The organism is Chroococcidiopsis sp. [FACHB-1243], assembly GCF_014696895.1.
GTDB lineage: Bacteria > Cyanobacteriota > Cyanobacteriia > Cyanobacteriales > Chroococcidiopsidaceae > Chroococcidiopsis.
Genome location: NZ_JACJQX010000004.1, coordinates 114,132 through 128,439, shown reverse-complemented (window position 1 = coordinate 128,439; position 14,308 = coordinate 114,132). Strand labels below are relative to the sequence as shown.

Below are 14,308 nucleotides of genomic sequence, written 5' to 3'. Positions count from 1 at the left end.
ACTTTGGCACAAACTATTTGCCTGGTGTGAATTATTCTTGTGTTGTTGGCTTATCAATCGCGATCGCTACCCAGATGGAAAATGTATTTGCCGTTGACTTAATTGTTGTAAACCCGATGCACAAGTCAGGTTATATTGCAACGGCGTGACGGTAATGTAATTTTGGCGAATCGCATCCACGTCGGTAGGAATGTTTTGAGGCAAATGCAGATCCGGTTCTGGTTCCACTTCTTCTAATAGTTCCCCTGCCAGCCAGTAATAAGTTTTGCCACGGGGATCGACTCGTTTTTCAAAGACATCTACATATCGTCGTATGCCCTGACGAGTGAACGTGACTCCAGTAATGTCTGCTTGTGGCACGGGAGGAACGTTAACGTTGAGTAAAATCAATTGTGGTAGCGGTTCCCGTTCCAACTGCGCAACCAAAGACCGAGCAAAGTTAGCTGCGACTTGAAAATCTTGATGGGTAAAACTAGTAAGGCTAAAAGCAATACTAGGGATGCGCTCAATGATCCCTTCCATTGCGGCAGAAACCGTACCGGAATACAAAATATCAGTACCTAGATTCGCCCCTTGATTGATGCCAGACAGAACTAGATCGGGGGGGGTGTCGAGTAAAGCCCACAAAGCCAACTTCACGCAATCAGAAGGAGTGCCAGAACACGCCCAAGCTTTAATTTTGGGATGAAAAATCGATTCGATCGGTTCGGCGCGGATCGGCTGATGCAGGGTCAAACCGTGTCCAGTCGCCGATCGTTCGCGATCGGGGCAGACGACAAATACATCGTGTCCCGCCTCAGCTAAAGTATTGGCAAGGGTGCGGACACCAAAAGCGTAAATGCCATCGTCATTGCTGATCAGTAGTTTCATTAGATATGTGGGGAGTCATAGGGGCGGGTTTTTTAAGGATACCTGTACTAGAACAAATTATTCTGCGGTTAAACCCGCCCGTACAGGAGTCGGGAGTCGGGAGTCGGGAGAAAGGCTAAATTGTTCTCCTGTTTCCTATCTTCTGTCTCCTGTCTCCTTCTTCATTGATAAGATAGACGCAGTTAGACATTTTATTATTGTTAGCAGCTAAAAGAGAATGACCGACCAGCCTAGTAACTTAGTAACTCAACTAGAAACGCTACGACAGGAAGCGCAAACTGCGATCGCTGCTGTTGATAATTTGGAGCGATTGGAAGAACTTAGAGTAGCGTACTTGGGCAAAAAAGGTCAGTTGTCTGCAATTATGCGGCAAATGGGTCAGCTCTCAGCTGAAGAACGTCCGCAATTTGGCGCGATCGCCAACACTGTTAAAGAGGCAGTACAAGCAGGTTTAGACGATCGACGTACTAAGCTTCAAGCAGCCCGACTCCAGGCAAAATTAGAATCTGAAACTATAGATGTTACTATGCCTGGGGTTTTTCGTCCCCTCGGTCACGCCCATCCCCTCAACAGTACTACTGACAGAATTATTGATATTTTCGTCGGTCTGGGTTACACCGTAGCAACGGGACCAGAAATCGAATCGGATTACTACAATTTCGAGGCACTGAATTTCTTACCCGACCATCCAGCACGGGATATGCAGGATACATTATATCTCCCTGACGGAAATTTGCTGCGGACTCATACATCAAACGGGCAAATTCACTATATGGAAGACAACGAGCCGCCCGTGCGAATTGTGGTTCCAGGTCGCTGCTATCGGCGAGATACTGTAGATGCTACCCATGCCGCAGTTTTCCATCAGATAGAATTTTTCGCGGTAGATGAGGGTATAACTTTCACCGATCTCAAAGGTACGATCCAAGTATTTTTACAAGAAATGTTTGGTGACGTGCCGATCCGCTTCCGTGCTAGTTATTTTCCCTTCACCGAACCGTCAGCTGAAGTAGACGTACAGTGGAAGGGACGTTGGCTGGAAGTTATGGGCTGCGGCGCGATCGATCCGAACGTGTTGAAAGCTGTAGGATACGACCCAGAGGTATACACCGGTTTTGCCGCTGGTATGGGTGTGGAACGGCTGGCAATGGTACTCCACCAAATCGACGATATTCGTCGCTTTTACAGTAGCGATCTGCGGTTTTTGCGACAGTTTTAGATGAATGTCATCGATCGTCGGTCTTTGGTCATTTGTGACTCAGCGAATGACGAGGAACTAGTGACGAATGACACACCCTGTTTCCAAAACTGTAACCGTAGTAGGAAGACTTCTCAGAGGTGTCATACTTAGAATTTAAGTTAGGCAACAACAAACAACAGTTACTAACTCTCGCTCGAAGACAAAAAATTTCGCACACAAAATACTTATGATGGTTATCGAGAATACAGTGAATGACGGACAATTCAACCGCGAACGAGCTAGTTTTTGGCAGAGGCGATATGCTGTTCGTCTAGGTAGACTTTATGTACAACTAGCAGCTAACAACGTCTTCTTGAAGTTATTTGAAGGTTCGGATAGAGATCGCCTCAACTGTTCGGCTTCCTAATTCGTTTCGGTACTATGCTATTTTTGTAGGCAGAGCCTCACAGAATTTTTTTTTGGAGACGAGATGATGCGCCCAGTCTCATTTATAACTATGGCTCTCCTCATCATTAGCGTGCTTTCTACTACAGCACGGGCAGAGAATCGGCAAATAATTATCCAGCTAGAATTGCGCGATCGCACCGTCAAAATTATTTCTGGTTCTCAAGGATTAAACTACTCCGTTTTTTCCCAAGATGGCACGGTGTTGGATGCAAATTTGAATGAAACCCAATTGGCAGAGAAGTATCCCGAACTGCACGAAAGAATCCGTCCTGCTGTTGCTAAAGATGCTAGTAGTTCTGAGGCAATGCTGTGGATGGGTGAGTTTCCAGATAATTCTAAATAGGTAGACAAGAGAATTCTCGCTCTGGCAAAACTCAATAGAATTACCAAAAATAAGCTATTGATAATCTATCCATAATCTATTGCTGCTAGTCTGAGACACTAATTGGCTAGCAGTATTCATATGGAGGATAGTCTGCATGGCATCACCTTTTTATCTAACTATCAAAGGTAAATTTGTCATAGTAGACAAAGAACCAGATGGAGATTCTGTACGCTTCATTGCTGACGATCTAGATTTATATCAAGAACTCCAGCGCAACTATCGAATTAAACCTTCTCGCGATCGCAGCGTTCAATTGCGATTTGAAGGTATAGATGCTCCGGAAGTACATTATGGCAGGTATGCCCAACCTCTAGGGGACGAAACCCGCGATTTCCTCCTGAAAAAGATGGGTTTTGCCAAAATCAAATTTCAAGGCGATCGCGTCCAATCTGCCGATCCCGATACTATATCTGGGGTAATTTTAACTCAGGCTGCTGATGTCAACGGACGACCTATATCTTATGCACTAATCGGCAAGAATGCCGCACAGCTAGAAAATGGGGACTGGACGCAAGTTGAACCAGAACTTTTGCGCCAAACTCTTAACTTTCTAATGATGGCTGAGGGCAGAGCTTATTATACTGTTTATACTTCTACACCGCGATCGCATCGTCAAGTCTTGCGGGAAGCAGCTTTAGCAGCGCGGGAAAAAGATTTAGGAGTATGGGCAGCAGATAGTACTAGTATTTTCAGATTAGTAGACTTCGATTCTATTACTCCTCCCAACGGTCAATTAATTCTACCAAAGTTATTTCGGCGCTGTACGGATTATCTTAAAGCTGTCGCTGACGGTTATAGCGGTAATCTTGCCGATTGGCTAGAAGGTGTTTCTCTCCAGCGATCGCGCAATGAAAATGATGCTGTCATTATTCGCGATCGGACTCAAGTTTCTTTTAGTAGCCTGATCGAACAATATAACAGTCAAATCGCGTTTCAAGAAGATTTATTAGATATTACTTTCGTAGAAAAGACGTAACCGATTATCAATTATCAGTGTAAAGACGTTACGTGTAACGTCTCTAAACGTTGTCAGTGATGCAAGGGAGTACGCGAGCAGCGATCGATAACCATTAACTGTCTCCTCAATTTTAACTTTTGACTTTTGACTTTTAACTTTTGACTTTTAACTTTATTTATCTAATGCGTCATTGCTATTTCTATCCATTTAGGATAAGCATAAGAGTTTTGAACTTGTAATTGCGATCCAATATAAGTTGTACCTATCAACTCGAATATACTTTGTAGTTTATCCATTTTCTGTGGTTCTGTGCCAAAGGTTTCTAAAGCTAGACTCCACCAGGCATTATTTTGGATAGTTAACTGAGTGAGTTCTAAGGCACAACCGTCATACAGACGTTGCGATCGCACTTTGCCGATTCTCACCCAAGATTTTTGGCGCAATACATGCTTTGGTTGAAAACTTTCAGTGGTTGGATCTTCACACAACCATTTGCCCCATTTTTCTAACTTACCCTCCACCCGTTCAAAACGCAAACTCTCTAATTCTGCTTGTCGCCACTTAATTTCCAAACGTCCCTGGCGCAATTTTAATCCCATATATTCGCATTCAGGTACGTAGAGATATACGTCTTCTCTTGCTTCTATTGCTTGCAATTGTCCGCCTAATTTATCTCGCTCAAACCAAGAAGAAACCTCTAAAGGTAACTCTCCTGAAATAAACCAACGCAGTTCCAAACTGTTTAGCATATATCATCTATTTGGGAACTGTATAACCTGCTTCTCGTGCTGCTGATGTGTTAGGAAAACACCTTAACGGCTCGACCTTATTGTATACCGGAGATTGAGGAGTGAGAGCAATTTTTCCTAATCTTTTGCTATCAATTCCTTTGATTGGATTACCATCAGCACAACTTGTTTGTTGTGCTGTATCCTTTCGAGCTAATGGAGTAGATGTAGGTGCAGTATTCGTATTATTTGGTGAGCTTTGAGTATTATTCGTTAACTCACCAGATTGGTTATTACAGCCAGAAAAAATAGCAGCTGCAATAAGGATTAAGATAGCAGCTGCTCTGCGAGAAGAAATTAGAAGTTTCATCAGCCTCAGCTTTTGTAGTGCGGACGACACTCTTGAAAATGCAACAATTTATGCTGAAGTTGGTTGGTTAGTTTTGTCTAAGCTCGAACGTCCGCTTAACGAAAGCATTACCCGCGAAATTCCTGTAAACAAAATGCTAGCACCAACTAAAGTACCAATTATCCACGGTGCATTGAAGGGATACTGAAACCAAATCATCCCACCTAAGATTAAGGTGATAATACCGTCACCGAGTACCCAAGTCCAATTCTGTTGCGGACGCAAACGGAAAGCCAGAATTGTTTCAAATACACCTTCCGCAAGCAGGAAACTACCTAGCAGCAAAGTCAGCGTTAATACACCTGTTAAGGGATAAACAAACAGCATGATGCCTGTAGCAATATACAGAATGCTCAATACAAGCTTCCAAGCAAAACCCCCATCATTGCGAGTCTGAAACGCATAAAATAGCTTAGCAGCTCCAGAGCTAATTAAAATCAGAGCTACCCAAGTTTCAAAAAATATGGTCGAGACAGCAGGTAAAGCGATCGCAATAACTCCGAAAATAGTGAGTAGTATGCCGACGAGCAGAGAGCGATCGATACCTTTGTTACTGTTAGAAGAAATATCTGTTGTCATCTCAATTTTCCGTACTGGAACAATACAATCACGCTAGATAATTTCTCTAGTACTTGGGTAGGATCTTAGGGTAGAGTTATCATTTGTTGATTGACAGCGCTCGGTGAGTCAGGCGCTCTCGTTTTTGGCTTACGACTTACGACTTCTTCTCTTACCACGACTCACTATTGACTAAAATCCCATTTCCTGCAAGTTTTGGGACAATTGCCTCGCCACAGCAGGATTGCTCGATTCGTAAAGTGCGATCGCCTGTTGAAATGCTGCTAAACTTTCTCTTACCTGCCCTAGTTTCAGCAATACGACTCCTAAATTCTGATAAGCTTGGGCATATTCAGGATTGAGTTGAATGGCGCGTTCGTAAGCTGCTATCGCTTCTACAAATTGTCCCATTGCCTTTAAAGTAATACCTAAATTGTAGTAACCTAAAGCAAAATTAGGGTCGATTTGTAAGATTTTCAAATAATTAGACTTGGCTTGAGGTAAGTTTCCTATTTTTTGCCATAAGTTCCCTAAATTATTATAAGCACCAATTTTTAAAAAAGAAGAAACATTTAGCTGAACTGCTGTTTGATACGATGTAATGGCTAGCGATATTTGGCGCTCGTAGCTATAAGCAAGTCCTAAATGATAGTGTAGTTCGTACAAAATTTCCTCATTGTTTGCCGCAGATTTCAGTCCTCGTTCTAATAATTCAATTCCTGACACAACTTTTCCTGTTTGTACGTATAAAGCTCCCAATTTACTACAAACATAAGGATCGTCAGGATGACTAGCCAAAAAGCCTGACATGATCTTCTCAGCTTGAACAAACTTATCTTTTTGTGCAATTTGCTGTTGTTGATATCCATAGTGTAAGATCGCAACCTTATCTAAGTTGGCAATTTGCCAATGGGGTTCGCGACGAAGAATTTCCGTAACGCTATCATCAATCATGGCGTGATAGGGACGCGCAAAATAGATATCTTGATGGCGGCGAAACAAACGCGAGACCAAAGAGTAGGGTGATTGTACCGCACCAACTTCTTGCCTTAGTAAATTAATTACCAAGAAGCGATCGCCGTCCATTGCCTGTTGCAAGTTCGGTATAATTTCTGGTACTAAAATCTCATCTGCGTCTAGCACTAAAATCCAGTCGCCAGTCACGTACTTAAGTGCCTCATTTCGCGCTGCACTAAAATCATTACACCAGTTAAAATGATATATTTTCGCCCCAAATTGCCGAGCTACTTCTACCGTGCGATCGCTAGATCCAGTATCTAAAACAACTATTTCCTCTACAAAATCTTTAACACTATTGAGACACTGAGGCAGCGCTATTTCTTCATTTTTAACAATAATACAAAGGCTGGTTGTCATTTGTCATTTGTCATTTGTCATTTTTATCGATCGCGTCCATCTACGATCTCAATTTTCTTAACTAGAGATTGTCTATAAATTAAGTGCGATCGCCATAAATAATAAATGGTAATAAAATTCCGTTCAATTTGAAATTGAACGGAATTACAAGATTATCTTATCAGTTGTTACTCGGTTGACTCAAAAGAAAAGAGCAACCAGAAGCCATCAGTTTAATGCTTTCCCATTTTGACTTTTGACTTTTAACTTTTGACTTCTTATAAGTCAGGAGGTAGCATCACTTTATCAATCGCGTGGATGACACCATTACTCGCTTTAATATCGGGTTGCACTACACTAGCATCGTTTACAGACACACCCTTGCTGGGATCGGCTTGTACGTTTACAGCACCCCCTTCTACTGTCTTGACTTCCCCAGATTTTAAGTCGCTAGATGTGACATTACCGGGTACTACGTGGTAGGTCAAGATTTTGACCAGAATATCTTTATTTTCAGGTTTCAACAGCTCTTGCAAGGCATCTTGAGGTAATTGAGCAAAAGCTGCATCTGTCGGCGCAAACACAGTGAATGGTCCCTGTCCAGAAAGAGTTTCTGTCAAACCTGCTGCTTTGAGAGCAGCTGTCAAGGTTTTAAAGGAGTCGTTAGCGGCGGCTAGAGCCACTACGTTCTCCGTTGAAGGCTCAGTGGCTCCTGGTGCAGGAGTCACAGGACTAGGCGCTGTTTCTGGTGGCTGAGTTTCCGATGGTGGTGTAGTCGGTGTTGTGGGTGGCGTACCAGTACGACGGTTGTAAGGGGGTTCGTTGAAAATACTAGGTCTGGGATTAGTTGCTCCTCCACTCGACTGTTGCGCTTCCACAGGAAGTCCGATGAGGATACTAGCTCCTACAACTCCTATCAGGCTTGCTAGTAGCTTGAGCGGCTTATTGCACATTAAGCTATTGTGACTAATATTGTGACTTGGAATTTTTCTCACTGTTGCGTTCCTCTATTGCTCCAAGAATTGTTAGACTATCGTTTCTTTGTCGTGTTCCGAGAATCTTAAGTTTTATAACATTCTCCGATCTTTTTGACAAACTGTACAAACAGCCACTCTGCGAAAGGCTTTGGTCAGCGGAGATTTTTAAGAACGGCTTGTTATAGAGACTTTGCTATTAACAGGCATTTTGAGTCAGCTCGCTAGTGTACCTCTAATAAAAAGTGGAAAAAAGATATTCGAGCTTGCATTGCATTCGTTCAATTACGTTCGTGCATGAGTGTCACTTATATAAAGCTAGATTGAATCGATTTATTACAACAAAAATACCGATTTCGCCGATTTGTCACTCGCGATCGCTACCATTTTCTAGAAAATCGCTAGAATAATCGGGACTATATCAAAAGGTATACTATTATTCCAAAGGAATAATTTCAAAATATTAAAATCTAATGTGTTTCGTTTCATTTTTAATCATTACACTTGACAGATTGATTTAGATTTCTTAAAAGTGAAGATATTAATGCAGACTCAAAAGTTTATATAGTTTAATTGTTGCGTTCATATTTCTTTAGGTTATTACCTGAGGTAGAGGGAATTACAAGTTTGAAAGTGATAGATTGCACTTGAATAAATGATGGATGAGTAGAAACAGGAGTTAATGATATGTGGAACATCATTGCTTGGATTGTTTTAGGGCTGATAGCGGGAGCGATCGCTAAAGCCATCTATCCCGGTCATCAGGGTGGTGGTATCCTAGCAACAATTATTCTCGGGATTCTAGGTGCATTAGTAGGAGGCTGGCTAGGATCTGTCATCTTCCCAGGTACTGCGGGTGCGGCGGCTGGAGTTGGTGCATTAACCATACCTAGCATCATTTTTGCCGTTCTTGGTGCAATTATCTTACTGTTCATTTGGGGCTTGGTAACTCGTCGAACTGCGTAAAAACTCGATAAGAAGTTGTGAGTTTTGAAATACCTAAACTTTCCTTCCCCAAAATCTCTGCTGGGGAAGGATTATTTTGTGGGTGAGTGGAGAGTGAGGAGTAGTGAATAGTAAAATTCTCCTGGTAACTGGTCGCCGATAACTGATAACTGTTTCAAGGAGTAGGCAAATGATAGAACTGTATCAATTCGAGCTATCGCAGTACTCAGAAAAGGTGCGTCTAATTCTAGATTACAAAGGATTAGAGTACCGTAAAGTTGAAATCACGCCAGGTATAGGACAGGTAGAGCTATTCCGCATGTCGGGACAGCGACAAGTCCCAGTACTGAAAGATGGCAGTAAATTTGTAGCCGATTCTACCGAAATTGCTAAGTATCTCGATCTCCAATATCCAGATAGACCCCTATTCCCTAGCGATCCAGTTCAACGAGCATTATGCCTAATAATGGAGGAATGGGCAGACTCATCGATTGGAATTAAAAGCCGTCAAGCTCTATTTGGTGCAATTAGCCAAGACCAAGGTTTCCGTAAATCTCTCCTACCAGAAACAACTCCTGATATTGTCAAAAGTCTAGTCGAATTCATGCCTAGTGAAGTGCTGAAAGTTTTGGGAATTGGCGTGGGTTCTGGTCCCGATAGCGTTAAATCTGCCATGAGAGACTTGAAACAAGACCTAGAAGCACTGTGTTTGTTGCTGGTAGAACGTCCCTACTTGCTGGGTGACGAACCTTGCTTAGCCGATTTAGCCGTTGCAGGCTTGTCCATGCTGATTAAATTCCCTGATGGACCTTACCTCGACCTCCCGCCAGCCGTAAAAGGAAAAGGTATCCCAGGATTAGCTGACAGCATTGTATACGAACCATTTTTCACTTGGCGCGATCGCCTCTACGCTCAATACCGCAAATCTACCTTCAGCTACAACACTGCACCCTCAGCACCCACTTCGATTAGTATTGATTAGTTTTGTCGATCGTTTTTTGTCTGGCAAAAAACGATCGACAAAGATTTTGTAGCCACGATCGAAAATTCGACATAAGATAAGCCAAGGGAAATTGCAAATTTTGCCGTCATTAATACTATGAATTCGGCGCAACCACCCTTGGGTTCCGTTATCCAAGGTTCTCTCAGTCAAGGCTTAGAAGTAAGACTCCATCCAGATGTCTCGGTGGAAGACATGCGGGTAGGAAAATTTCTAGTTGTTGAAGGGGCGCGATCGCGTTTTTTCTGTATGCTGACAGATGTATCGCTCGGTACTTCTAGTAACAGAATTGTTGCCAATCCCCCCCATCCCGACGATGATTTTTTGCGGGAAGTGTTAGCTGGTAGTGGGACGTATGGGACGCTCGAACTTGCTCCCATGCTGATGTTTACTCCCGAAGAGTATGTAGAGACAAGCAACGGCGTATCTCTACAAGGGAGAAAAAACGACTCGAACGGGCAAAATGGATTGGCATCTTATCAGCCGCAAAGTAGCAGCAATATCGAACTGATGCCAGTCAAAACAATTCCCCGCCACTTCAGCCAAGTGTACGATGCTAGCGAACGAGATTTCCGCGCTGTCTTTGGCTGGGAAGATGACCCCCACCGCCGCAATTTTGCCATCGGTCAACCGTTAGATATGGATGTTCCCATCTGCATCGATTTAGACCGCTTTGTAGAGCGCAGCAACGGTGTATTTGGTAAGTCCGGGACAGGAAAATCATTTCTCACCCGTTTGCTGCTGTGTGGCATCATTCGCAAGCAAGCAGCAGTCAATTTGATCTTCGATATGCACTCGGAATATGGCTGGGAAGCAGTGCGCGAAGGCAAGCAATTTAGCACCGTTAAAGGCTTAAGACAGCTATTCCCAGGACAAGTACAAATCTACACGCTTGACCCCGCATCTACTAGGCGGCGAGGTGTGCGGGATGCCCAAGAACTTTACCTCAGCTACGACCAAATTGAAGTTGAAGATTTGATGCTGGTGCGAGAAGAATTAAATCTGTCTGAAGCCAGTTTAGAAAATGCAATTATTTTACGTAACGAGTTTGGTAATGCTTGGATTAGCCAACTCTTAAGCATGACAAACGAGGAAATTCAGTTTTTCTGCGAAGAAAAGCGGGGTAACAAATCGTCAATTATGGCGTTACAGCGTAAGCTGAACCGCCTAGAAGACATGAAATATATGCGCCCCGTCTGCCCGCAAAATTATATTAAACAAATTTTAGATTCCTTAACGGCTGGCAAACATGTTGTGATCGAGTTTGGTGCGCAATCGAATATGCTGTCGTACATGCTGGCAACAAATTTGATCTCACGCCGGATTCACCAGCATTACGTCCACCAAGCCGAGAAATTTTTGCAGACCAAAAATCCTTGCGATCGCCCCCGGCAATTAGTGATTACAATCGAAGAGGCACATCGCTTTCTCGACTCTGCCACCGTCCGCCAAACTATTTTTGGGATCATCGCCAGAGAGATGCGTAAGTACTTCGTTACGCTGTTAGTGGTTGACCAGCGCCCCTCTGGAATTGATAATGAGGTGATGTCTCAGATCGGTACGCGGATCACAGCTTTACTCAACGACGAAAAAGACATCGATGCCATCTTCACGGGGGTTTCTGGAGGGCAAAGCTTGCGATCGGTTTTGGCTAAACTTGATTCTAAGCAACAAGCTCTCATTATCGGTCACGCTGTCCCCATGCCTGTTGTAGTGCGTACCCGTCCCTATGACGAGAAATTTTATATGGAAATTGGCGATGTTGCTTGGGAAGAAAAGCCTGATGATGAGGTTTTCGCTGCCGCCGAACTAGCGAAAGCCGATCTAGGTTTTTAATTTGTAGAGACGTTACCTGCAAAGTCTCTACGAAAAAAAATGTATTCGGAATCTACACCAAAACTTCATCTGTTGCAGTTCGGATATCCGGAACCTACGACAGGGGGAGTGATGTCATCATATATAACATACCCAATAAAAATGCTTTTGGTCGAAGTGGATAAGCAAAACACTGCACGAGATTGCCGAAATGGTTCTAGTGTAAGCCCCAAATAAGGCTTTACGTAACCTGGAATCTATTCTAAGATGAGAGTAAGAGTAAACTCATACTGACTTTAAGTTACTAGCAGAGATAGGCAAATGGAGCCAAGCCCAGATAGAGACTAAGGGTTTGCTAACCACTTATCAATTCTGAACTGATCGATCTCGGCGGTAGGAGAAACTTTCTAAAATCAATCCACGTCTCTACATCTTCCGTCAGATGTTAATCCCAATCTACTCGGATAACCTCCAGGTAGGGATAACTGATTACTTCTTGCAGCCGTCCAACCATTAAGCATTCGTTTTGTTTACGGAGTAGACAACGCACAAATGCCCACCGAAAACACCACCACAACCACCACCGAAAATAACAATACCAGATTCACGGCTGATATGGTACGTACCTATCTGCGCGAGATCGGGCGTGTGCCATTGCTGACTAGGGAACAAGAGATTGTCTACGGCAAACAGGTACAGCAAATGATGGCGCTGCTGGATACTAAGGAAGCTTTAGTCAAGAAGCTACGCCGCGAACCAACTATGGAAGAATGGACGGCTAAAGTCAACACGTCAGAAGCCGAACTCAACGACCTCATGCGTAAGGGACAGCGGGCTAAGCAAAAGATGATTGAAGCTAACCTGCGGTTAGTTGTCGCGATCGCCAAAAAGTACCAGAAGCGTAACATGGAATTCTTGGACTTGATCCAAGAAGGAACAATGGGACTGGAACGCGGAGTCGAAAAATTCGATCCCATTCGCGGTTACAAGTTCTCCACTTACGCCTACTGGTGGATTCGTCAAGCGATTACTCGCGCCATTGCCCAACAAGCACGGACGATTCGTTTGCCCATCCATATCACCGAAAAACTCAACAAGATTAAGAAAGTGCAGCGCGAACTAGCACAAACTTTAGGACGCAGCCCGAATGCGGTTGAGATTGCCGAAGCACTGGAGTTAGAACCAGCCCAGATTCGGGAGTATCTTAACCTTGCCCGTCAACCAGTTTCATTGGATGTCCGGGTCGGCGACAACCAAGATACAGAGTTGCAAGACTTACTGGAAGATGACGGCATATCGCCGGAAAACTACATGACTCAGGAATCTTTGCGTCAAGACTTGGATACCCTGCTGTCAGAGTTAACTCCACAACAGCGAGAAGTGTTGAATCTACGCTTTGGCTTGCAGGATGGCAATGAACTTTCTTTAGCTAAAGTTGGAGAAAGACTCAATCTCTCCCGCGAACGAGTTAGACAACTCGAACATCAAGCTTTAGCGCACCTGCGTCGTCGTCGTGCCAACGTGCAAGAATACATCGCCAGCTAAATTTAGTAGAGGCGGGATATACTGCGCCTTTACTAAATTTAGCCTGCTGACTTTTGACTTCTGTACGGGCGGGTTTTGAGCAAAAATTGACGGCTTTGGTGGTTGATTGATTGACTAAACCCGCCCCTATCTCTGTCTCCACATACTAGTGCTTTTGTTTGTAATTTAGATTACAATCTATTTAGGTGGCGCTAGTATAGTTAACAGTATTCATCTAATGTCAAGGTTGTACGTGCTGGTATAACCTTGACGTTACAACCAAATATTCGACACATAGCAAGAACGCCTCCCGGATTCAGGAGGCATTTTTGTCTGCATGAAGAAAGTAGAAACGTAAGTCAAACTCATACTGGCAAAGGTTTTGAATTGAATTCCCTTGTTTGCTAGTTATACCTAGCAGGAAAGAAATTTCAGACTTTTGAAAGAACCAGTGACGGTTAGTAATTATCTATATTTTCTTTAATAGCTGCTGCCAATATTATATATAGAAGCCCCTTAAAGGAGGCACAGTGAAGAATTCTATTTGTTATATTTGCGATCGCTTCAATCATAAACTCGGGCAGCTAAAATTTGTGCTATCTGCTTCAGTAACGTTTATGGCGTTCGATCCTACAGCAGCTACCAGTAGCGATCGCCAGCTCGATCCCCTCGCTTCAAGAGTGACAGCCACTCCGGTTAAAATTGCTAAACAAGATAGCGTCGTCAATCCCAAAGGAAAGCTACCAACAGCAGACGGAATATATTTATACGGTCAATCACCCCGAACAAATCAGCTTGGGCAAGAGTATATGATCTTTGAAATGCGACAGGGTAAAGTGACTGGAGCATTGTATTTACCACAGTCAGAGTTTAGCTGTTTTGAAGGTTCTCTAAAATCAGATCGACTATCTGTAACAGTTGCCGCAGATGCTAATTCTGAAGCTGATGCGGCACAAGTAGCTGCGGTAGGTAATTCACAAATAGAAGATGATTATAGTCAAATATCATCTCCCTATGCAGTGGGGTTGCAAAACTATTATCAATTACAAAATATTACTGACAACGATCGCCGCATTCTTACTGCTTGCCAGCACAACGATCGACAATAAATTCGCTTCTGAATTGAATTTATACTTAA

General features: G+C 43.4%; 15 protein-coding genes. 9 read left to right on the top strand and 6 right to left on the bottom strand.

The window, feature by feature from the left end; genetic code table 11:
• Window positions 1-66: 66 nt before the first annotated feature.
• The gene (gene surE / locus H6G17_RS04420; RefSeq protein ID WP_192154522.1) at window positions 67-870 is read right to left on the bottom strand and encodes a 5'/3'-nucleotidase SurE; all 804 of its coding nucleotides are present in this window, start codon (window positions 868-870) and stop codon (window positions 67-69) included.
• A 217-nt stretch (window positions 871-1,087) separates the two neighbouring features.
• On the opposite strand from surE, the gene pheS reads away from it, so the two are divergent.
• The 4 genes from pheS to H6G17_RS04400 all read left to right on the top strand — a co-directional run bounded on the left by pheS (window position 1,088) and on the right by H6G17_RS04400 (window position 3,879).
• Complete coding sequence (gene pheS / locus H6G17_RS04415; RefSeq protein WP_192154520.1) at window positions 1,088-2,089, top strand: phenylalanine--tRNA ligase subunit alpha; 1,002 nt, start codon at window positions 1,088-1,090, stop codon at window positions 2,087-2,089.
• 208 nt (window positions 2,090-2,297) lie between these two features.
• Window positions 2,298-2,477 (top strand): hypothetical protein, encoded by a 180-nt coding sequence (locus H6G17_RS04410; protein ID WP_192154518.1) that lies wholly within the window; start codon window positions 2,298-2,300, stop codon window positions 2,475-2,477.
• 90 nt (window positions 2,478-2,567) lie between these two features.
• Entirely contained in the window at window positions 2,568-2,861 is a 294-nt protein-coding gene (locus H6G17_RS04405; RefSeq protein WP_192154516.1) for a hypothetical protein, read from the top strand.
• Window positions 2,862-2,997: 136 nt separating this feature from the next.
• A complete protein-coding gene (locus H6G17_RS04400) occupies window positions 2,998-3,879 on the top strand; it encodes a thermonuclease family protein (protein ID WP_192154514.1) in 882 nt (293 codons plus the stop codon).
• A gap of 161 nt (window positions 3,880-4,040) precedes the next feature.
• Here the strand turns inward: H6G17_RS04400 and H6G17_RS04395 are convergent, their stop codons facing one another.
• The 5 genes from H6G17_RS04395 to H6G17_RS33300 all read right to left on the bottom strand — a co-directional run bounded on the left by H6G17_RS04395 (window position 4,041) and on the right by H6G17_RS33300 (window position 7,865).
• The gene (locus H6G17_RS04395) at window positions 4,041-4,610 is read right to left on the bottom strand and encodes a hypothetical protein (RefSeq protein WP_192154511.1); all 570 of its coding nucleotides are present in this window, start codon (window positions 4,608-4,610) and stop codon (window positions 4,041-4,043) included.
• 7 nt (window positions 4,611-4,617) lie between these two features.
• Window positions 4,618-4,959 carry a hypothetical protein gene (locus H6G17_RS04390; RefSeq protein ID WP_192154509.1) on the bottom strand — a complete coding sequence of 114 codons (342 nt, stop codon included), beginning with the start codon at window positions 4,957-4,959 and terminating at the stop codon, window positions 4,618-4,620.
• Between the two features lie 48 nt (window positions 4,960-5,007).
• Window positions 5,008-5,577 carry an HdeD family acid-resistance protein gene (locus H6G17_RS04385; protein ID WP_192154507.1) on the bottom strand — a complete coding sequence of 190 codons (570 nt, stop codon included), beginning with the start codon at window positions 5,575-5,577 and terminating at the stop codon, window positions 5,008-5,010.
• Window positions 5,578-5,748: 171 nt separating this feature from the next.
• The gene (locus H6G17_RS04380) at window positions 5,749-6,933 is read right to left on the bottom strand and encodes a tetratricopeptide repeat protein (protein ID WP_192154505.1); all 1,185 of its coding nucleotides are present in this window, start codon (window positions 6,931-6,933) and stop codon (window positions 5,749-5,751) included.
• Between the two features lie 257 nt (window positions 6,934-7,190).
• On the bottom strand, window positions 7,191-7,865 hold the full coding sequence (locus H6G17_RS33300; RefSeq protein WP_192154671.1) for a fasciclin domain-containing protein: 675 nt from the start codon (window positions 7,863-7,865) through the stop codon (window positions 7,191-7,193).
• Between the two features lie 708 nt (window positions 7,866-8,573).
• Here H6G17_RS33300 and H6G17_RS04370 point away from each other — a divergent pair.
• The 5 genes from H6G17_RS04370 to H6G17_RS04350 all read left to right on the top strand — a co-directional run bounded on the left by H6G17_RS04370 (window position 8,574) and on the right by H6G17_RS04350 (window position 14,279).
• On the top strand, window positions 8,574-8,852 hold the full coding sequence (locus H6G17_RS04370) for a GlsB/YeaQ/YmgE family stress response membrane protein (RefSeq protein WP_192154500.1): 279 nt from the start codon (window positions 8,574-8,576) through the stop codon (window positions 8,850-8,852).
• 169 nt (window positions 8,853-9,021) lie between these two features.
• The gene (locus H6G17_RS04365) at window positions 9,022-9,813 is read left to right on the top strand and encodes a glutathione S-transferase family protein (protein WP_192154498.1); all 792 of its coding nucleotides are present in this window, start codon (window positions 9,022-9,024) and stop codon (window positions 9,811-9,813) included.
• A gap of 117 nt (window positions 9,814-9,930) precedes the next feature.
• Window positions 9,931-11,667 carry an ATP-binding protein gene (locus H6G17_RS04360; protein WP_192154496.1) on the top strand — a complete coding sequence of 579 codons (1,737 nt, stop codon included), beginning with the start codon at window positions 9,931-9,933 and terminating at the stop codon, window positions 11,665-11,667.
• Between the two features lie 531 nt (window positions 11,668-12,198).
• Complete coding sequence (locus H6G17_RS04355) at window positions 12,199-13,191, top strand: RNA polymerase sigma factor, RpoD/SigA family (RefSeq protein ID WP_192154494.1); 993 nt, start codon at window positions 12,199-12,201, stop codon at window positions 13,189-13,191.
• Between the two features lie 509 nt (window positions 13,192-13,700).
• Window positions 13,701-14,279 carry a hypothetical protein gene (locus tag H6G17_RS04350; protein WP_192154492.1) on the top strand — a complete coding sequence of 193 codons (579 nt, stop codon included), beginning with the start codon at window positions 13,701-13,703 and terminating at the stop codon, window positions 14,277-14,279.
• Window positions 14,280-14,308 lie beyond the last annotated feature (29 nt).

What these genes read in the sequence shown, in the direction of transcription:
- surE (WP_192154522.1), bottom strand. Translation starts at nt 870, where the DNA reads ATGAAACTACTGATCAGCAATGACGATGGCATTTACGCTTTTGGTGTC.
- pheS (WP_192154520.1), top strand. Translation starts at nt 1,088, where the DNA reads ATGACCGACCAGCCTAGTAACTTAGTAACTCAACTAGAAACGCTACGA.
- H6G17_RS04410 (WP_192154518.1), top strand. Translation starts at nt 2,298, where the DNA reads ATGATGGTTATCGAGAATACAGTGAATGACGGACAATTCAACCGCGAA.
- H6G17_RS04405 (WP_192154516.1), top strand. Translation starts at nt 2,568, where the DNA reads ATGGCTCTCCTCATCATTAGCGTGCTTTCTACTACAGCACGGGCAGAG.
- H6G17_RS04400 (WP_192154514.1), top strand. Translation starts at nt 2,998, where the DNA reads ATGGCATCACCTTTTTATCTAACTATCAAAGGTAAATTTGTCATAGTA.
- H6G17_RS04395 (WP_192154511.1), bottom strand. Translation starts at nt 4,610, where the DNA reads ATGCTAAACAGTTTGGAACTGCGTTGGTTTATTTCAGGAGAGTTACCT.
- H6G17_RS04390 (WP_192154509.1), bottom strand. Translation starts at nt 4,959, where the DNA reads ATGAAACTTCTAATTTCTTCTCGCAGAGCAGCTGCTATCTTAATCCTT.
- H6G17_RS04385 (WP_192154507.1), bottom strand. Translation starts at nt 5,577, where the DNA reads ATGACAACAGATATTTCTTCTAACAGTAACAAAGGTATCGATCGCTCT.
- H6G17_RS04380 (WP_192154505.1), bottom strand. Translation starts at nt 6,933, where the DNA reads ATGACAACCAGCCTTTGTATTATTGTTAAAAATGAAGAAATAGCGCTG.
- H6G17_RS33300 (WP_192154671.1), bottom strand. Translation starts at nt 7,865, where the DNA reads ATGTGCAATAAGCCGCTCAAGCTACTAGCAAGCCTGATAGGAGTTGTA.
- H6G17_RS04370 (WP_192154500.1), top strand. Translation starts at nt 8,574, where the DNA reads ATGTGGAACATCATTGCTTGGATTGTTTTAGGGCTGATAGCGGGAGCG.
- H6G17_RS04365 (WP_192154498.1), top strand. Translation starts at nt 9,022, where the DNA reads ATGATAGAACTGTATCAATTCGAGCTATCGCAGTACTCAGAAAAGGTG.
- H6G17_RS04360 (WP_192154496.1), top strand. Translation starts at nt 9,931, where the DNA reads ATGAATTCGGCGCAACCACCCTTGGGTTCCGTTATCCAAGGTTCTCTC.
- H6G17_RS04355 (WP_192154494.1), top strand. Translation starts at nt 12,199, where the DNA reads ATGCCCACCGAAAACACCACCACAACCACCACCGAAAATAACAATACC.